The sequence below is a fragment of the Clostridium sp. FP2 genome (assembly GCF_011065955.2).
Taxonomy (GTDB): Bacteria; Bacillota; Clostridia; order Clostridiales; family Clostridiaceae; genus Clostridium_AD; species Clostridium_AD tagluense.
In genome coordinates this window covers 3263931-3284538 of sequence record NZ_JAAMNI020000001.1, presented here as the reverse complement: position 1 = coordinate 3284538, position 20608 = coordinate 3263931, and the positions used below count along the sequence as shown (strand labels likewise).

Sequence of the window (20608 nt, the reverse complement as noted above, 5' to 3'; positions counted from 1 at the left end):
TTCTATGATTAAGGGAATTATTAGTATTGCTGATGAAAAAATGAATAAAACTATTGCAGTTTTAAAACATGAGTTTGAAAGTATGAAAGCAGGAAGAGCAAATCCTAAAATGTTAGATAGGGTTCAGGTTGAATGTTATGGTAGTTTTGTGCCACTAAGTCAACTAGCAAACATTTCTGCACCAGAACCTAGAGTATTGCTTATTCAGCCTTGGGATAAATCATCTATGAAAGATATAGAAAAAGCTATATTGAAATCTGATTTAGGATTAAATCCATCCAATGATGGTTCAGCCATTAGATTGATTATTGCTGAACTTACTGAGGAAACAAGAAAAACACTGCTTAAAACTGTTAAAAAAGCAGGAGAAGATGCTAAAGTAGCCATAAGGTCTATTAGGCGAGACGCTAATGATAAAATTAAGGCTTTGAAAAAAAACAATGAAGTTACTGAGGATGAAGTGAAAAAATCAGAAGATACCATCCAAAAGGAAACAGATAAATTTATTAAAGAAGTGGATAAAATGATAGACACTAAAGAAAAACAAATAATGGTAGTTTAGTATATAATTTTAAATAGAACCTGCAGTTATGCAGGTTCTATTTAAAATTATACTATAACTAATAAAAAGGAGAGAATTTTATTGAAAAAATTATTCGCTTTTTTTAAAAAAGATAAAAATATAGGCACTAATATTGATTTAGATATGAAAAGAATACCTGCACATATTGCTATTATAATGGATGGAAATGGAAGATGGGCCAAGCAACGTAATCTGCCTAGAGCACTTGGGCACAAGGCTGGCGTAGAAACAATAAGAAAAATTGTAAAAAAATGTAATAATTTAGGGGTTAAATATTTAACACTATATGCATTTTCTACTGAAAATTGGAATAGGCCAATGCAAGAAATAGATGCACTAATGAAATTATTAGTAGAATATTTAAAAAATGAATTTGAGGAATTAAACGCTAATGATGTTGTTATTAATTCTATTGGTAACATATCAAAGTTACCAAGGATATGTAGAGTGGAACTGGACAATGCTTATGAAAAAACAAAGAATAATAAAGGTTTAGTTTTAAATTTAGCTTTAAATTACGGTGGAAGAAATGAAATAGTGGATGCTGTAAAAGAAATTTCACTAGATTTAATTAACAAAAAAATATCAAAGGATGAAATAACTGAAGAGTTATTTTCAAAATATATGTATACGGGGGAAATGCCAGATCCAGATCTTATAATAAGGCCCAGTGGGGAGCTTCGATTAAGCAACTTTTTACTTTGGCAAAGCGCATACTCAGAATTTTGGTTTTCAGATATTAATTGGCCAGATTTTAGTGAGAAGCATCTAACACTTGCAATAGTGGATTACCAAAAAAGAGACAGAAGATTTGGAAAGGTTAAATAGGGGAGAAAATTATGAATAATAGATATATAGGAGCACTTATTCTAGCACCGCTAATAATATTTTTATTTTTAGGGGGAGATTACCTAAAATATCTTGTAATGGTACTTTCACTTTTGGGTATGTATGAATTCTACAAAGTTTCTAGGAAAAAACACTATAAGCCCATGGGACTTATAGGATATATTTTATGTATAGGATATTACTTAAATATGGGAAGTGATTTTTCAAGTAGTTTTAATGTATACATTTTGATAGGGACAATTTTCTTGATGTTATGTATTCCTGTGATTTATACAAATTATAATTTTGTGGATGTGGCTCTTACTATATTCGGTTTTTTGTATGTAGCAGTATTTTTTAGCTTTATAGTATTTACAAATAGTAAACCCTATGGTGGATATTTAGTATGGATTATATTTATTTGCTCATGGGTTTGTGATACGTCAGCATATTATTCTGGAAGATTTTTTGGTAAAGGAGGTATGCATAAGCTATGCCCTAAAGTTAGCCCTAATAAAACAATTGAGGGTTCAATCGGAGGCTTACTTGGAAGTACTATAGGGTGCACAATTTATGGTTATGCTATTTCAAAATATGGTGTTCCTATTCAATTATATCATTTCGTTATAATTGGTGTTCTTTGTGGCATTGTTGGACAATTTGGAGATTTAATTGCTTCATCTATAAAAAGATTTGTAGGAGCTAAAGATTATAGTAGTCTTATACCGGGACATGGCGGAATTTTGGATCGGTTTGATAGTATTCTATTTGTGTCCGTGGGAGCATTTTACTATATTACATTTGTATTAGGATTATAAATTCACATAATGTTAAAAAAAACATATATTTAGCAGAATGCAAAAAACTATTCGTAGTTATTATTAACTTAATTGAATAATTGGCATTGGCGAAAATATATGATTTTATATTTCAAAGTAATATTTGCACTGATTATGGAATTATACTACATATGTAATAATATCTTATATAATAGGAAATGTTGCTACTCGCTTTATTTTAGTAGACAAATATGTTATATTAAATGCTGTATAATAAGGTAAAACTAATATTGTAGATTCTAAGAAGATAAACAGTTGCGCAAGTGATGATTTAATTATAGCAATACACGAATGGAGAGATTTGCATGAAGAAGGTTACTATTTTAGGAGTTACGGGGTCCATAGGAACTCAAACTTTAGATGTTATTCGAAATGATATTTATAATTTTGATATTGTAGGAATATCTGCCAATACAAATTGGGAAAAAATCATACCAATTATAGAGGAATTTAAACCTAAATATGTCGCCATGATGGACAGGGAAGCTTCAGTGAAACTTGAAAAACATTGCAGGGAGAAAAATTATTCAACAGAAATTTTGCAAGGACTGGAAGGCTTAAACTATATAAGCACACTAGCAGAAGTTGATGTTGTAGTAACATCAGTTGTAGGTATGATAGGACTTGTTCCTACTATAAAAGCTATACATGCTGGAAAAGACATCGCTTTAGCTAATAAGGAAACACTAGTGGCGGCTGGTGGACTTGTGATGGAGGCAGCTAGAAAAAACCATGTAAATATTTTACCGGTTGATTCAGAACATGGTGCTATTTTTCAATGTCTTCAAGGTAATAGGTTAGAGAATGTTAATAAAATAATACTAACTGCATCAGGTGGACCATTTAGAGGGAAAAGCAAACAGCAATTAGTGGAAATAAAACCGGAAGAGGCGCTAAAACACCCTAAATGGAATATGGGCAAAAAAGTGTCTATTGATTCTTCAACGCTTATGAATAAAGGGCTTGAGGTTATAGAGGCACACTGGTTATTTGGTGTAGATTACGAAAATATACAAGTAGTAGTTCATCCTCAAAGTATAATACATTCTATGGTAGAATATGTAGATGGAAGTGTAATAGCACAACTAAGTTCTACTGACATGAGATTACCTATTCAATATGCAATTAACTATCCTGAAAGAAATAACGCTGTTATTGATAAGTTAGATTTTTATAATATGGGTAATTTGACTTTTGAAAAGCCAGATATGGATACTTTCAAATGTCTTAAATTAGCTTATAGCGCAGGAAAAATGGGCGGTAATATGCCTGCTATAATGAATGCAGCTAATGAAGTAGCGGTTGAATTATTCTTAGATTATAAAATAAAGTATCTTCAAATAGAATATATTATAGAAAAATGTATGAATAAATTTGAGCACCAAACGAGCCCTAATTTAGAAGAAATTTTGGAAATTGATTTAAAGGTAAGAGAATACGTAAGAAATAATTATGATAAAGAATAGGGAGGGGAATTACTATGAGTAGTATTATAGCAAATATACCATATTTCATCATGGCCATATTAGCATTTAGTCTTTTGATTATAATACATGAATTAGGCCATTTTGCTATGTGTAAGCTAAATGGAGTAAAAGTATATGAATTTTCACTAGGAATGGGTCCGAAAATTTTTGGAATAAAAGGAAAAGAAACAGAGTATTTAATTAAGGCATTTCCTATTGGTGGATATGTTAAAATGGAAGGTGAAGATGAAGGAAGCAATGATCCGAGAGCTTTCAACAATAAAACTCCAGGTCAAAAATTAAGCATAGTTTCAGCAGGTGCAATTATGAATTTAATTTTAGCCGTGGTTTTATTTGCTATTGTAGGAGCTTCAGAAGGATATGTATTACCCATAATAGGGCAAGTATCCCCTAATAGTCCAGCAATGCAGGCCGGAATAAAAGTTGGAGACGAAATTACTAAGGTTAATAAAGTTAAAGTAGATAGATGGGATCAAGCTTTAAATGAGATTTTCGCTTCTAAAGGTGAAAGTATGAATATTGAAATAGTAAGAAATTCAAAAGCTGAAAAAATTACAGTAAAACCTATTATGAATGTAAAAGAAAAAAGATTCATGATAGGAATTGCAGCTTCTAATGTAGAAAAAAAATTGAACTTTGGTCAGTCTGTTGGATATGGATTTAATCAAACTATTGGTACAGCAAAACAAACTTTTGGATTTTTCGGTAGCTTATTTCGCGGTCAAGTTTCTGCCAATGATGTTGGGGGACCAGTAAGTATAATAAAAATATCAACAATGGCGGCACACGCTGGCCTTGTAAAATTACTTTTTCTTACGGCACTACTTAGTGTGCAACTGGGAATATTCAACATAATACCTTTTCCAGCTTTGGATGGAGGATGGATTTTTATACTGTTATTTGAAATAATATCAGGTAAAAAATTAGATGAAAATAAAGTTGGAGCTGTAAATAATATTGGATTTATGGTTTTAATGGCAATAATGGTATTGGTAGTCATTAAGGATATAGTCAGTCCAATAAAATTCTAGGAGATGAGGACTATGAAAAAACGTAAAACCAAGAAGGTTAAAGTTGGAAGTATATATATAGGTGGAGACTCGAAGGTAGCGGTGCAGTCTATGACAAACACCGATACAAGAGATGTAGATGCTACTGTAGCACAAATTCTTTTATTAGAAGAGGCGGGCTGTGACATTGTACGATGCGCAGTGCCTGATATGCTAGCGGCGGAGGCTATTAAAGATATTGTAAAAAGAATTCATATACCCTTAGTTGCAGATATTCATTTTGACTATAAGCTAGCATTAAAATCTATTGAAAATGGAATATCTAAATTAAGGATTAACCCAGGTAATATTGGTAGTATTGATAAAATAAAATTAGTTGCAAAAGCAGCAAGTGATAAGGGCATTCCTATTAGAATTGGTGTAAATTCAGGATCGTTAGAAAGTGATATTCTTGAAAAGTATGGTCATGTATGTGCGCAGGCACTAGTGGAAAGTGCCTTAAGGCATGTTGAAATATTAGAGAGCTTAAATTTTTATGATATAGTTATTTCTATAAAATCTTCTGATGTAGTAATGATGATTGAAAGTTATAAATTAATATCAGGTAAGGTAGATTATCCACTGCACCTAGGCGTTACTGAGGCTGGAACTACATGGCGAGGAACAATAAAATCAAGTGTGGGCATTGGCGCACTACTAGCGGAGGGAATTGGAGATACTATAAGAGTATCTCTAACTGGAGATGTAATAGACGAGGTTAAAGTCGCTATAGAAATTCTGAAATCTTTAGGATATATTGATGATGGAATTAAATTTATATCATGCCCTACTTGTGGCAGAACTCAAATTAATCTTATAAAAATTGCAAATGAAGTAGAGCAGAGACTGGTAAATTGCCATAAGAACATAAAAATTGCAATAATGGGGTGCGCCGTTAATGGTCCTGGTGAAGCAAGAGAAGCTGATATTGGAATCGCTGGAGGCAAAGGAGTTGGCCTAATATTTAAAAAAGGCGAAATAATTAAAACTGTTAAGGAAGAAGATTTAGTGGAAGAACTTCTTCGCGAGATAGATAAACTATAAAATGTCAAATCAGGAGGAATACTAATGAATGTAAGCCTAGCTGAAATGTTAAAAAATGATTTTGATTCAAACGAACAAACATTAGTAGATGATATTAAGGTACTCCGAGTTCAATACCTTAAAAAAAGCAACAAGTTAAGGGTAATAATCAAATCTTTTGTGAATATAGATGATTACAAAAAACTATTAATCAAAAATATTATTTCAAAACGGTTAAGTAGTTTTGAAGATATACAATTAATTTGTTACCAAGATGTATCAAATGCCACAATAGAAGATGTAGCAGATAAGTTTTGGTTAGATGTTGTCAATGTAATAGCTACCTCTCAACCATCAAGTAAGGATAGTTTGTTAAAATCTTCTAGAACTATTGAAAATGGTACGTTGAAAATTCAGTGTGGTAATGATTTTATGTGCAAAATTCTAAGAGACAAAAACATAGAACTTCTTTTGAAAAACACTATAAATGATATGTTCGGAGTTAATTCACTTGTTAAATTAGAGCATAACAGTGAACTTTCTAAAGAAGAGGATTTTGGCAAAAAAGAAAAGGAAAATCAAACTATAATTAATGAGATTATTAAAAATATAAATGTAGAAAAGAAAGATAAACCACAGAGCAGTAGTCAAGGTAATAGTCAAAATAAAGATTTCAGCAACGGTAATAAATGGAATAAAGGTAATGGGCAAGGTTATAAAAAAAATGAGGTTGCCGATGAAAACACAATAATGGGAAGAAATATAAATGGTGAAAATATAGAAATACAAGATATAAATGAAACTTCAGGAATAGTATGTGCCTGTGGTGATATTTTTAAAGTAAATATAATAGAAACGAAAACAGGAAGAATAATTATAACGTTTTTTATTACGGATTACACAAGTTCAATTACAGTGAAATGTTTTCCAAAGCCTAAAGATGTAGAAAAGATTATGGAAGAAATTAAAGTAGGACTCTATTGTAAGCTGCGTGGAGAAGCAAGTTATGATACCTATGCAAAAGAAGTTGTTATAATGGCAAGAGATATAGTAAAGCTAAAGAAAATAGAAAGAATGGACAATGCGCAGGAGAAAAGAGTTGAACTTCATATGCACACTCAAATGAGTGCAATGGATGGCATGACTCCAACGTCTAAACTTATTGAAAGAGCTGCTAAATGGGGACACTGCGCAGTAGCAATAACTGACCATGGTGTAGTGCAAGCTTTTCCTGAAGCCATGGATGCAGCAAAAAAGAATAATATTAAGATTATATATGGTGTAGAGGGTTACCTTGTAGATGATGGAGTTCCTATTGTTATTAATAATAAAAATGAAACTTTAGATGATTGCTTTGTAGTCTTTGATATAGAAACAACTGGTCTATCCAGTGAAAATGATAGAATTACTGAAATTGGGGCAGTTAAAATTGAAAATGGGAAAATAGTAGATAGATTTAATGAATTTGTAAATCCCGGAATAGATATACCTTACAAGATCACAGAACTTACTGGAATAACAAACGAAATGGTGGAAGATGCAGACTCTATTTGCGAAATTCTTCCTAGGTTTTTAGAGTTTACACAAGGTAGCGTGGTGGTAGCTCATAATGCTGCTTTTGATACAGCTTTTATTATAAAAAATGCACAGAGGTTAGGACTCCTCTTTGAAAATGCAATTATGGATACAATCCCACTAGCAAAGTTTTTACTTCCAACTCTGAAACGCTTTAAGCTTAACACTGTGGCTAAGCATTTAGGCATTTCATTAGAAAATCATCATAGAGCTGTAGATGATGCTAAAGCTACTGCAGAAATACTATTACATTGCTTTGGTTTATTAAAAGAAAAAGATATTTTAGACTTAGATACGCTAAATAAAAAGTTTTTAGGCGATTTCGATATAAAAAAGGCAAATACCTATCATGTGATTATTTTAGTGAAAAATCTAATAGGTCTTAAAAATCTTTATAAGCTTATTTCAATTTCAAATTTAGAACATTTCCATAGAAGACCTAGACTTCCTAAAACATTAATTGAAAAATATAGAGAAGGTCTTATAATTGGATCCGCATGTGAAGCTGGGCAAGTATATAAGGAAGTGCTTCAAGGGAAATCAGAAGAAGATATTAAAAGCATTGTAGAATTTTATGATTATTTAGAAATACAACCACTCCTAAATAATAAATTTTTGATTAAAAATGGCATGGTAAAAGATGAAAATGAATTAATGGATATTAATAAAAAAATATGTGCTTTAGGAGAAAAAAATAATTTACCAGTAGTGGCTACAGGAGATGTGCACTTTTTAGATGCCTCAGATGAAGTGTTTAGAAGGATTTTAATGGCTGGTAAAGGTTTTTCAGATGCAGATGACCAACCACCTCTATATTTTAAGACAACTAATGAGATGTTAAAGGAGTTTGCTTATTTAGGAGAAAAAAAATGCAGGGAAGTAGTAATTGTAAGTCCAAACAAAATCGCTGAACTTATAGAAGTTATAAAACCAATACCGGATGGAACGTTTCCACCTAAAATAGCGGGTGCAGAAGATGAAATTCGCGAGATGACCTTGGATAAAGTTCATTCAATATATGGCGAATCCTTACCAGAAGTAGTCCAAAAAAGATTGGACAAGGAATTAAACTCTATTATAAATAATGGATATGCTGTACTGTATCTAATAGCTGCAAAACTAGTAGCCAAATCTCTTGCTGACGGTTATTTAGTAGGCTCGAGAGGTTCAGTTGGATCTTCTTTTGTAGCCAATATGTCTAATATAACAGAAGTAAATGGCCTTCCACCTCATTATGTATGTCCGAGTTGTAAAAAGAGTGAATTCTTTTTAGATGGATCTATTGGTTCAGGCGCTGATTTGCCTGGAAAAGAGTGTCCAAATTGTGGTGCGCAATATATGAAAGATGGTCATGATATCCCATTTGAAACCTTCTTAGGCTTTGAAGGAGATAAAGAACCGGATATAGATTTGAATTTTTCAGGAGAAAATCAAGCAGACATCCATAGGTATACAGAGGTGCTGTTTGGAAAAGGGCATACTTTTAAGGCGGGGACCATTGGAACTATTGCTGACAAGACTGCTTATGGATATGTAAAAAAATATTTAGGTGAAAAAGATATTATGGTGCCCCAAGCCGAAATAGAACGGCTTGTACTTGGGTGTACTGGTGTTAAGAGGACGTCAGGGCAACATCCAGGTGGAATAATGGTTGTTCCAAGCGACAACGAGATATATAATTTTTGTCCAGTACAACATCCTGCAGACGATCCAACATCAGATATTGTTACAACACATTTTGATTACCATTCCATAAGTGGTAGGCTACTCAAACTTGATATACTTGGTCATGACGACCCTACAGTACTTAGGATGCTTCAAGACTTAACAGGACTTGATCCCAAAACTATTCCATTATCAGATCCTAAGGTTATAAGTTTATTTACGTCACCAAAAGCATTGGGGCTTACCATTAAAGAATTGGGTTGTGAAGTAGGAAGTTATGGTCTGCCAGAGTTTGGTACAAAATTTGTTAGACAGATGCTACTCGATACTCAGCCAAAATCTTTTGCAGACCTCGTTAGAATTTCAGGATTATCTCATGGTACGGACGTATGGATTAATAATGCGCAATATTATATTAAAGAAGGATTTACAACATTAAAAGATTGTATTTCTACAAGAGATGATATTATGGTATATCTAATGCAAAAGGAACTTCCGCCTAAAACTGCTTTTACTATCATGGAGAGTGTAAGAAAAGGTAAGGGACTTAAGGAAGATGATGAAAAGATAATGAGAGAACATGATGTTCCTGATTGGTATATAGAATCTTGCAAAAAAATAAAGTATATGTTTCCTAAAGGGCATGCAGTAGCTTATGTAATGATGGCGGTAAGAATAGCCTACCATAAGGTATATTATCCTAAGGAATACTATGCTACTTACTTTACAATAAGAGCAGATGACTTTGATGCGGATTTGATTGCAAAAGGTGAGAGTGCTATAAAACTTAAAATGGATGAACTAACGGCTATGGGTAATGATATAGGAACTAAAGAAAAAGGACTTCTAACAACCCTTGAATTATCTTATGAGATGTTTAAAAGAGGAATTAAATTATTAAATGTGGATCTTTATAAATCTGATGCTGTTAAATTTAAAATTGAAGATGATGCAATAAGACCACCACTAAACGGTCTTGAGGGTGTAGGAGAAAATGCTGCTAAAAGCATAGTTGCCATAAGAGATGAAGGTGAGTTCATCTCAAAAGAAGATTTGAGAACTCGTTGCAAAATTTCTAAAACAGTGGTTGAAGCATTAGCGAATCATGGATGCTTAAAAGGACTGCCTGAGACAAACCAGCTGTCGTTTTTTTAGCGAAATATAATTAGCCCTTGAAATAGCAAATTTTATATGATAGAATAATATATATTGGTTATGGCTGATAATTTTATTGTAAGAGAGAATTTTATTGTAAGAGAGTAGGCCCGCCTACTCTCTATTTATTGAAACGCAACTCATGGTTGCGTTTTAATTATAATATTATGATTAATTATGTTAATAATTGTAGAAAATATTAATAAAAGGAGGGTGTTAAAATGAAAAATGATACCTTGATACAAAAACTTAGAAAAATAACTGAGCCAATAGCAGAAAAAAATAATGTTGAATTATATCATATAGAGTATGTAAAAGAAGCAGGAGAAAATTTTCTGAGAATTTATATAGATAGTGATAATGGAATATCTTTAGAAGATTGTGAAAAGGTCAGCAGAGCCACAAGCGAGATATTAGATGTAGAAGACCCAATAACTGATAGTTACTGTTTAGAAGTATCCTCTCCAGGAATTGAGAGAACTTTATATGATGATAATCATCTGAAAAAATACATTGGTGAGAATGTACTAGTTAATTTAAATAGTCTATATGAGGGCAAGAAAAAACTTGAGGGCAATTTATTAGGATTTTCTGATATACAAATAGAAATTCAATATGATGGGAATAATATATCTATTCCTAAAGAAAAGATTTCCATTGTGAATTTGAAACCAGTGCTGTAAGGAGGATGTTAAAATGAATCAGGAATTTATTGAAGCATTGAGAGAAATTGTAGATCAAAAGGGAATCAGTGAAGATTTACTTTTTCAAACTATTGAAGATGCATTAGTTGCAGCATATAAAAAAAATTATGCTACTTTGTCCAGCAATAGCCAAAATGTAAAAGTATCAATGAATAGAGAAACAGGCGAAATACATGTTTATGGTCAAAAGGTAGTTGTAGAAGAAGTGATTGAAGAAGTTAATGAAATATCACTCGAAGAAGCTAAAGAATATAGCCCTAGATATCAAATTGATGATATCGTTGATATTGAAGTAACTCCAAGAAAATTCGGAAGAATAGCTGCACAATCTGCAAAACAAGTTGTTATTCAGAGAATTAAAGAAGCCGAAAGAAATATAATTTACAATGAATTTATTACCAAAGAATTTGATATTATTACAGGAAGTGTTATAAGGAAAGATAGAGGAAATGTATTTATAGATTTGGGTAAAATTGAAGCTGTGCTTGGAGCCAGTGAGCAAATGCCTGGTGAGGAATATAATTTCAATGAAAAACTAAAACTATATATTGTTGAGGTTAAAAATACTACTAAAGGTGCTCAAGTAGGAGTATCAAGAACTCATCCAGGTCTTGTAAAACGTTTATTTGAACTGGAAGTGCCAGAAGTTTTTGGTGGAGTTGTTGAAATAAAAAGTATTTCAAGAGAAGCAGGTTCAAGAACTAAAATCGCAGTATATTCAAATGATGAAAATGTTGATGCTATGGGAGCTTGTGTTGGACCAAAAGGTATTAGAGTTCAAAATATAGTTAATGAATTAAGAAATGAAAAAATTGATATTATTAAGTGGAGCAAAAAATCTGAAGAATATATTTCGAATGCCTTAAGTCCAGCAAAGGTATTGAATGTAGTAGTTGAAGAAGCTTCTAAATCTGCAAAGGTTATAGTGGAAGATAATCAATTATCCCTGGCTATAGGAAAAGAAGGCCAAAATGTTAGATTGGCAGCAAGACTTACAGGTTGGAAAATTGACATTAAAAGTAGAACCCAAGCACAATATCAGATGGAAACAATCGGAACTATTGAAAATGAAGTAATCCAGACAATTACTGAAGAGTAGGTGATGGCTTTATGAAAGTTAAAAAAATACCTCAGCGCATGTGTACAGGTTGTATGGAAATGAAATGTAAAAAAGAGTTATTACGTATAGTTCGTAGTAAAGAAGGCGAAATTTCTATAGATTTAATTGGGAAAAAGCCAGGCAGAGGTGCATATATTTGTAAAAGTATAGAGTGCTTTGAAAAATCTTTTAAGACAAAAAGATTAGAGCGAAATTTAGGTGGAAAAATAAGTGAAGAAATTTATGGAACACTGAAGGAACAAATAAATCCTGAAGGTGAGGTATAGCATGAACAATAAATTTTTTCAATTTTTGGGTTTGACTAAGAAAGCCGGCAAACTTATTGAAGGTTACAACCAATGTGAAGAAGCACTATCACATAGGAGAGGAACCCTTATAATAATGTCTCAGGAAAGCGCCACAAATACTAAAGATAAATTTAAAAGATTTAGTATTAAAAATAATATACCCCTTATAGAAGGAGTATCCAATGAGGTCCTAGGAAATTGTCTAGGAAGAGCAGAAATTAATGTTTTGTGCGTAAGTGATAAAAGAATGAGCGATAAGCTACTTAGCTTATGGAATGAAAGTAATGAATAAATTAAATTTCGGGGGTGAATGATTTGGCAAAAGTCAGAATATATGAATTAGCAAAAGAGTTAGAGGTGTCAAGTAAAGAATTAATTAATGTACTATTCGAAGAGTTTAGTATAAAAGCCAAGAATCATATGAGTGTAATTGAGGAAGAAGATGCTGAATTAATAAAGGAACTTTATAATGACGAAAATTCAGGACTTAAAGATGAAAAAAATGAAACAGTAGAGCATTATGAAAATATAGCTAATGAAGATGCTAACAAAGTCGTTATTAGAAAAAGAGGTAGAAAAGGTAGAGATGAACTTGGAAATGGTAACAATGGTGTTGAGGCAATAGATGATGAGGTTGTAGTAATTGAAGCTTCTATTACAGTTAAAGACTTAGCTGACACGCTAAAGAGACCTTATGTTGAAGTAATAAAACAACTTATTTTCATAGGCGTTATGGCTGGAATGAATCAAGAAATTGATTTTGCTACAGCTGAAAAAGTAATAGAAAAATATGGCGCACTTGCAGTACTCAAAGATGCAGAAGAAGGCAAAATTGCTGATGATGAAGAAGTTGAAGAAGTCGAAGCTGATTTAGCAATAGCAAAAAAACCAGCTGTTGTAACAGTTATGGGTCACGTTGATCATGGTAAGACATCATTACTTGACTGTATTAGAAAAGCTAAGGTAACTGAAACAGAAGCAGGCGGAATTACACAACATATTGGTGCCTATACTGTTAATATTAATGGAGAAAAAATTACATTTTTAGATACACCTGGTCATGAAGCGTTCACAGCAATGAGAGCCAGAGGTGCTCAAATAACAGATATAGTTATACTTGTTGTAGCTGCAGATGATGGTATTATGCCACAAACTGCAGAAGCTATAAATCACTGTAAGGCTGCTAAGGTACCAATGATAGTAGCTATAAACAAGATAGATAGACCAGGAGCTAATGTTGATAAAGTTAAGCAAGAATTGACAGAGTATGGACTTGTAGCAGAAGATTGGGGTGGAGATACAATTTGTGTTCCAGTATCAGCTCATACTAAAGAGGGTATAGATACACTACTTGAAATGGTACTTATTACAGCTGAAATGTTAGAACTCAAAGCAAACCCTAACAGACGTGCAAAAGGAACTGTAATAGAAGCAAAACTTGATAAAGGTAGAGGACCACTTGCTACACTATTAATACAGAATGGTACATTAAGCACTGGTGATTCTATAATAGTTGGTTCAACTTACGGAAGAATAAGAGCGATGTTTGATGATAAGGGTAACAAAATAAAAACTGCAGGACCTTCTATACCAGTAGAAATACTTGGATTATCTGAAGTGCCAGAAGCTGGAGATAGATTTAATGTAGTTAAAGATGAGAAAACTGCAAGAAATATGGCTGAAACTAGAAAATCAAAATCAAGAGAAGAACATTTTCAATCTAGTAATAGAGTTTCTATGGAAAATCTATATAGTCAAATACAAGAAGGATCTGTTAAGGAACTTGGTGTTATTGTAAAAGCTGATGTTCAAGGATCTGTAGAAGCTGTACGTCAATCCCTAGAAAAATTATCTACTGATAATGTTAAAGTAAGAGTTATACATTCTGGAGTTGGAGCTATTACAGAAACAGACGTTACACTTGCAGCAGCTTCAAATGCAATAATTATAGGGTTTAATGTAAGACCAGATAATAATGCTGCAATAGTTGGTGAAAAAGAAAAGGTAGAAATTAAAACTTATAGAGTGATTTACGATGCTCTTGATGATATAAAAGCTGCAATGGTTGGAATGCTCGATCCTGTATATAAAGAAGTTGTTCTAGGTAGAGTTGAAATAAGACAAATATACAAAGTTTCAAATGTAGGAACAATAGCTGGGTCTTATGTATTAACTGGTAAGATTACAAGAAATAGTAGTGTACGTGTGCTTAGAAATGGAATAGTAATAACTGAATCAACACTAGCTTCATTGAAGAGATTTAAAGATGATGCAAAAGAGGTTGCTGCTGGATATGAATGTGGATTAAGTGTAGAAAAATTCAATGATCTTAAAGAAAGCGACATTATCGAAGCATTCATAATGGAAGAAGTAAAACCAAAATTATAAGTATAAGGAGTGGTGGGTTGTATGGTTAATTATAGAAATGGTAGAATAAACGAAGAAATAAAAAAAGAAGTAAGCAATACAATTCAAAACAAAATAAAAGATCCAAGAAAAAGTGCTATGGTAAGTGTAACAAAAGTAGATACAACAAAAGACCTAACATATACAAAGATTTATGTTAGTATATTTGGTAGCGAAGCTTCTAAAAAAGAAACAATTCAAGCGCTTAAAAGTTCAACTGGACTTATGAGAAAAGAAATAGGGGCTCATGTTAAGCTAAGACATGTTCCTCAAGTTATCATAGAGGTAGATGAAACTATAGAACGTGCAATACATTTAGAAAGTATTTTTCATCAAATAAAGGCAAAAGAAAAAATTGATGAAGAAAACATAAGCGATGAAGATATAGATGATGAGGATATGAATGAAGAAGATATAAGTAACGAAGATAGCGATGAAAATTAATGATATTATTGATAGAATAAAGCTATTCAAAAAAATTGCTATAACTTTTCATACTTCACCAGATGGTGATTCCTTAGGTAGTGCGCTCGCTTTACTTATTGGACTTAGAAAATTAAAAAAGGAAGTATATATAATTTCAAAAGAAATTATACCACAAACTTTTCAGTTTTTACCATGCTCAAATGAAATTAATGGTGAAACAATTGAGCCATTAAAGAATACAGAGTGTGTTATAGTGTTAGATTGTGGTGATTTTAAAAGAATTAATGCAAATTTATGTATGCAAAATAAGAATTTTGAATTAATTAATATGGATCACCATTTATCTAATGATTTATATGGAGATTTAAATTTTGTTGATACAAGCGCTTCTGCAGTTGGAGAAATTGTGTATGAAGTGCTTAAACTTCTTCATATAGAAATAGACAAAGAAATAAGCACATGCTTGTACACTTCACTACTTACAGATACGGGATCCTTTAGGCATTCCAGCACCACAGCAGTAACTCATAATATAGCAGGTGAACTTATTAATACAGGTATAGAGTTTAGTAACATCCATAGAATGATTTTTGAAAACAAGAAATTTGAAAAAATAAAATTCTATGGAGAAGTTATTAATAGTATGACTTCAGAACTCAATGCTAAGGTGTGTATTATGTATATATCTAAAAACATGCTTGAAAAATATGAGACCGTTTCCGAAGATACATCAGATGTTATTGCTTTTGGTGCTTCCATAGATACGGTTGAAGTTACTATTCTTATAAAAGATGCTGAAAATGGTGTTAAAGTGAGTTTAAGATCTAAATCACTAGTAGATGTTAGCAAAGTTGCTGAAAGTTTTAACGGTGGCGGACATATTAGAGCTTCAGGTTTTTTCACAGAAGGGGATTTCCATGACACTAAAGTGAAATTGCTGGAAATTATAGAAAAAGAGTTGATAAAATGAATGGTATATTAAATGTATTTAAACCTACAGGAATGACCTCTTTTGATGTAGTTCGCATAATAAAAAAAATCAGTCATATAAAAAAAGTAGGCCACGCTGGCACTCTAGACCCAGAGGCTAGCGGGGTTTTACCTGTTTGTATAGGAAAGGCAACAAAAGCTATTGACTATATAATGGCGGACTTTAAAATTTATGAAACTGAACTTAAGTTAGGCGTTATTACAGATACTTATGATAGAGAAGGTAAAATTCTACATGAGTGTGAGGTCAATTTGAGTGAAGATGAAATTACACGGGCGATTAATTCATTTATAGGAGAAATAAAACAAGTGCCTCCTATGTACTCAGCTTTAAAGGTTAATGGAAAAAAACTTTATGAACTGGCAAGGGCTGGGATAGAAATAGAGAGAGAAGCAAGAGCTATAACAATTTATGACATAGAAATTAGTTCTATTAAAATACCTTACGTGAACTTTAGGGTAAAATGCTCTAAGGGTACATATATTAGAAGTCTATGTTATGATATTGGAGAATTATTAAAATGTGGTGGAATGATGTGGAACTTGCAAAGAACAGCTACAGGGCAATTTCACATTGAAGATGCTATAAATATTAATGATTTAAATGAAGAAAATATAAATGGACATATTATGCCTATAGAAAGTATTTTTAAAAATAATACTAAAATCACCATAGAGGATAGATTTGTTAAGTTCTTATTAAATGGTGTTGTAGTAAAAGATAAAGCTTTAGCTTCTAAGTTTGAAAGCGAAAAAATGTATAGTATCTATAATAATGACAACGACTTTATTGGGATTGCGGATAAAGGAAATGATGGTGTTAGGCTTATAAAATCATTTATATAGGAGTATATTAAAGATGGTAATTATAAAAGATAATTTTAAAACTAAACTTGAATATCCAACATACATTGCACTGGGAAGTTTTGATGGACTCCATTTAGGACATATGCATCTTGTAAATAAAGCGGTGGAATTATCAAAAGAGAATAATGCTAAAAGTATGATTTGTACTTTTAAAAATCATCCATTGTCTGTTATCAACAAAGAAATTTGTCCACAGCTAATAATGGATAATGACACCAAAATAAAATTATTAGAGGGAACAGGTATTGATATTGTTAATTTAGTTAGTTTTGATAAAGATTTTATGAAGATAACTCCAGAGCAGTTCATAAAAGACATGGTGAATTTCTATAATACAAAGGGAATAGTTGTTGGTTTTAATTATAGATTTGGATATAAAAATTTAGGCGATGTAGAAATGCTTCAAAAGTACAGTAGTATACTAGGCTATAAGCTATATGTTTGTGAAGCTATTAGTAATAACAATGAGGTTGTAAGTAGTTCAAATATACGCCATCTTATAGCTGAGGGGAATATCATTAAAGCAAATGAACTTTTAGGAAGACCGCATTCTATTACTGGTGAAGTAATTAAAGGGAAACAACTTGGAAGAACTATTGGATTTCCAACTGTAAATTTAAATTACAATAAGCAATATATCATTCCTAAGGGAGGGGTATACTATACTTTAGCCCAGTATGATAATAATATTTATAAAGCTATAACAAATATAGGGTATAATCCTACTGTAGAAGGTGGAAAACTATCAGTAGAAACCTATATTTTGAATTTTGATAAACAAATCTATGGTGAAAAGGTTAAAATTAACTTTGTAAATAGGATAAGAGATGAAGTTAAATTTGATACCGTTGAGGAATTAAGACAACAGCTTATAAAGGATAAAGAATACGCTATTAAGCAAAAAAAGTAGAAAAATATCATTAAGATATAAAAACTAATTTACAATTTAATTTTAGTTTGTTATAATTGATTTGAACCTTATGCTAAGTTCACCGAATTGCTAACGGTGTACTTGGAATATGGGGATTATATTCGGAGGTGTTGTAAAATGCAAAAAGCTACAAAACAAGAAATAATGACTAAACATGCGAGACATGAAGGAGACACAGGTTCTCCAGAGGTGCAAATCGCACTACTTACTGAAAGAATTTTAGAGTTAACTGAACACTTAAAAATTCATAAAAAAGACCACCATTCAAGAAGAGGTCTATTAATGATGGTTGGACAAAGAAAAGGTATGTTAGGTTACTTAAAGAACCAGGATATTGAAAGATATCGTGCAATTCTTGCAGAGCTTGGACTAAGAAAGTAATTAAGAGCGGCTTAGCCGCTCTATTATTTTAAGTAATAGTAATAAAATTAGATTTTAAAAACACATATATTAGCTAATAATATTAGTAAAAATTGAAGGGAGGCAAATATATGATTCATGTTATAGAAACTACTGTTGCAGGTAGAACTCTTAAAGTTGAATATGGTAAGGTTGGAATGCTTTCAAACTGTTCAATATTCATGAGCTATGGCGAAACAGTAGTTATGGTTAATGCAAATGCATCAGAAAAACCAAAGGAAGGTATTGATTTCTTTCCACTAAGTGTAGAATATGAAGAAAGACTTTATGCCGTTGGTAAGATTCCTGGTGGGTTCATAAAGAGAGAAGCAAGACCATCAGAAAGAGCAATTTTAACAGCAAGAGGTATTGATAGGCCACTTAGACCATTATTTCCTAAAGGATATAAAAACGATGTGCAAATTGTTTGTACTGTATTATCAGTTGAACAAGATAATTCACCTGAGATACTTGCTATGAATGCAGCATCAATGGCATTATGTATATCAAGTATACCTTTTACTGATGCTGTTGCAACGGTTTCAGTGGGCCTTGTTGACGATAAGTTCATATTGAGTCCTACTGTAGAAGAGAGAAATGCTAGTTCTATGAATCTTACAGTTTGTGCAACAAAAGACAATGTAACAATGATAGAAGCTAGTGGAAATGAAATACCAGAAGATGTAATGATAAATGCAATTGATTTTGCTTTTGAAGCATGTAAAAAAATTGTAGCTTTCCAAGAAGAAGCTGTGGCTAAGTTTGGAAAAGAAAAAATCATTCCTCAAATAAGTAAAATAGATGAAACTCTCCAAAGTGAAGTTAGAGATTTCTCATTTGATATGTTTAAGACAGCAATGTACATAATGGATAAAGATGAGAGAAATAAAATGGTAGATGAAATAAAACAAAAAATAAGCCTTGAATTTAATGAAAAATACGCAGATAAAAAATCTGATATAGGTGAAGTTGCATATAGCATCCAAAAAGAAATAGTTAGAAATATGATGCTAAATGAAGATAGAAGACCAGATGGAAGAGCTTTTGATCAAGTTAGGCCAATAAGTTGCGAAGTAGGAATACTTCCTAGAACTCATGGAACAGGTCTCTTTACAAGAGGGCTTACTCAAGTAATGGGTGTTGCAACACTTGGAGCATTAGGTGAAGCTCAGAATTTAGATGGAATAGGAAATGAAGATTCTAAAAGATACATGCATCATTATAATTTTCCAGCTTATAGCGTAGGAGAAGTTAAACCAATGCGTGGACCTGGAAGACGTGAAATTGGTCATGGTGCACTAGCAGAAAAAGCAGTAGAACCACTTTTACCATCTGTAGAAGATTTCCCATATGCTATTCGTGTGGTATCAGAAGTGTTAAGTTCTAATGGTTCAACATCACAAGCAAGTGTAAGTGCAAGTATTTTAGCACTACTAGATGCTGGGGTTCCACTTAAGAGACCTGCTGCAGGTATTGCAATGGGACTTATTACAAATGCTGATTTAACTAAAGAAAAAGTATTGACCGATATTCAAGGTATAGAAGATTTCTTTGGTGACATGGACTTTAAAGTAGCTGGAACTGAGCTAGGTATTACAGCTATACAAGTTGATACAAAGCTTCATGGCTTGTCTAATTATTGCATTAAAACTGCAATTAATGATGCCAAAGTTGCTAGACTTCATATATTAGAGAAAATGAATCAATGTATTTCAGGAGAAAGAAGTGAAATATCAATATATGCTCCTAGAATTTACACACTAAACATAGCACCTGATAAGATTAGAGACATAATTGGACCTGGTGGAAAAATGATAAAGAAAATTATAGCAGAAACCGGTGTTAAAATTGACACTTATGATGATGGAAAAGTTGTAATTATGTCTAGTGATAGTGTTTGTGCAAATAGAGCAGTAAAAATCATTGAAGATTTAACTAAATCAGTTAAGGTAGGCGAAATATATTTAGGAAAAGTAACAAAAATTGCTGCTTTTGGAGCATTTGTTGAAATACTTCCTAATAAAGAAGGATTAGTGCATATATCTAAACTTGATTTTGCTAGAGTAAATAAAGTAGAAGATATCGTTTCAGTGGGCGATGAAATATTAGTAAAAGTAATGGAAATAGATAATCAAGGAAGAGTAAATCTTTCAAGAAGAGATGCTATTAAAGATAGTGAAACTGAAAAAAAAGATGCTGAATAATAGAAGGGCTTAGATGCCTTTTTATTTTTTTTAATAAAAAAACACTAATATGCACATATTAAATATAAAT

17 protein-coding genes and 1 pseudogene are annotated in these 20608 nt (G+C 32.0%); all 18 read left to right on the top strand.

Annotated features, from left to right (window positions below):
• Positions 1–4 precede the first annotated feature (4 nt).
• The 18 genes and pseudogenes from frr to G9F71_RS15685 all read left to right on the top strand — a co-directional run bounded on the left by frr (position 5) and on the right by G9F71_RS15685 (position 20538).
• Positions 5–562 carry a ribosome recycling factor gene (frr, locus tag G9F71_RS15770; protein ID WP_164944196.1) on the top strand — a complete coding sequence of 186 codons (558 nt, stop codon included), beginning with the start codon at positions 5–7 and terminating at the stop codon, positions 560–562.
• Between the two features lie 144 nt (positions 563–706).
• Positions 707–1411: an isoprenyl transferase gene (locus tag G9F71_RS15765; protein ID WP_411956139.1), complete on the top strand. Its 705-nt coding sequence runs from the start codon at positions 707–709 to the stop codon at positions 1409–1411.
• An 11-nt stretch (positions 1412–1422) separates the two neighbouring features.
• A complete protein-coding gene (locus tag G9F71_RS15760; protein WP_164950180.1) occupies positions 1423–2229 on the top strand; it encodes a phosphatidate cytidylyltransferase in 807 nt (268 codons plus the stop codon).
• Positions 2230–2555: 326 nt separating this feature from the next.
• On the top strand, positions 2556–3716 hold the full coding sequence (dxr, locus tag G9F71_RS15755; protein WP_164950181.1) for a 1-deoxy-D-xylulose-5-phosphate reductoisomerase: 1161 nt from the start codon (positions 2556–2558) through the stop codon (positions 3714–3716).
• Positions 3717–3730: 14 nt separating this feature from the next.
• Positions 3731–4768, top strand: a complete 1038-nt coding sequence (gene rseP, locus G9F71_RS15750) for an RIP metalloprotease RseP (protein WP_164950182.1) — start codon at positions 3731–3733, stop codon at positions 4766–4768.
• 12 nt (positions 4769–4780) lie between these two features.
• Positions 4781–5830: a flavodoxin-dependent (E)-4-hydroxy-3-methylbut-2-enyl-diphosphate synthase gene (ispG, locus tag G9F71_RS15745; RefSeq protein ID WP_164950183.1), complete on the top strand. Its 1050-nt coding sequence runs from the start codon at positions 4781–4783 to the stop codon at positions 5828–5830.
• A gap of 24 nt (positions 5831–5854) precedes the next feature.
• Positions 5855–10204 (top strand): PolC-type DNA polymerase III, encoded by a 4350-nt coding sequence (locus G9F71_RS15740; RefSeq protein WP_164950184.1) that lies wholly within the window; start codon positions 5855–5857, stop codon positions 10202–10204.
• A gap of 221 nt (positions 10205–10425) precedes the next feature.
• Positions 10426–10887: a ribosome maturation factor RimP gene (rimP, locus tag G9F71_RS15735; protein ID WP_164950185.1), complete on the top strand. Its 462-nt coding sequence runs from the start codon at positions 10426–10428 to the stop codon at positions 10885–10887.
• A gap of 13 nt (positions 10888–10900) precedes the next feature.
• The gene (gene nusA / locus G9F71_RS15730; RefSeq protein WP_164950186.1) at positions 10901–12007 is read left to right on the top strand and encodes a transcription termination factor NusA; all 1107 of its coding nucleotides are present in this window, start codon (positions 10901–10903) and stop codon (positions 12005–12007) included.
• Positions 12008–12018: 11 nt separating this feature from the next.
• Positions 12019–12294: an RNase P modulator RnpM gene (rnpM, locus tag G9F71_RS15725; protein ID WP_124999086.1), complete on the top strand. Its 276-nt coding sequence runs from the start codon at positions 12019–12021 to the stop codon at positions 12292–12294.
• A gap of 1 nt (position 12295) precedes the next feature.
• Complete coding sequence (locus tag G9F71_RS15720) at positions 12296–12607, top strand: ribosomal L7Ae/L30e/S12e/Gadd45 family protein (RefSeq protein WP_124999088.1); 312 nt, start codon at positions 12296–12298, stop codon at positions 12605–12607.
• A gap of 23 nt (positions 12608–12630) precedes the next feature.
• Positions 12631–14703, top strand: coding sequence for a translation initiation factor IF-2 (gene infB / locus G9F71_RS15715; protein ID WP_164950187.1), 2073 nt, complete (start codon positions 12631–12633; stop codon positions 14701–14703).
• Between the two features lie 21 nt (positions 14704–14724).
• Positions 14725–15081, top strand: a pseudogene (gene rbfA / locus G9F71_RS15710) (30S ribosome-binding factor RbfA); the annotation flags it as partial.
• A gap of 73 nt (positions 15082–15154) precedes the next feature.
• Positions 15155–16117, top strand: coding sequence for a DHH family phosphoesterase (locus G9F71_RS15705; RefSeq protein WP_164950189.1), 963 nt, complete (start codon positions 15155–15157; stop codon positions 16115–16117).
• Positions 16114–16983, top strand: coding sequence for a tRNA pseudouridine(55) synthase TruB (truB, locus tag G9F71_RS15700; protein ID WP_164950190.1), 870 nt, complete (start codon positions 16114–16116; stop codon positions 16981–16983). Before G9F71_RS15705 ends, truB begins: the two co-directional genes overlap by 4 nt.
• A gap of 13 nt (positions 16984–16996) precedes the next feature.
• On the top strand, positions 16997–17914 hold the full coding sequence (locus G9F71_RS15695; protein ID WP_164950191.1) for a bifunctional riboflavin kinase/FAD synthetase: 918 nt from the start codon (positions 16997–16999) through the stop codon (positions 17912–17914).
• A gap of 138 nt (positions 17915–18052) precedes the next feature.
• Positions 18053–18316, top strand: coding sequence for a 30S ribosomal protein S15 (gene rpsO, locus G9F71_RS15690; RefSeq protein WP_124999100.1), 264 nt, complete (start codon positions 18053–18055; stop codon positions 18314–18316).
• Positions 18317–18426: 110 nt separating this feature from the next.
• Complete coding sequence (locus tag G9F71_RS15685; protein WP_164950192.1) at positions 18427–20538, top strand: polyribonucleotide nucleotidyltransferase; 2112 nt, start codon at positions 18427–18429, stop codon at positions 20536–20538.
• Positions 20539–20608 lie beyond the last annotated feature (70 nt).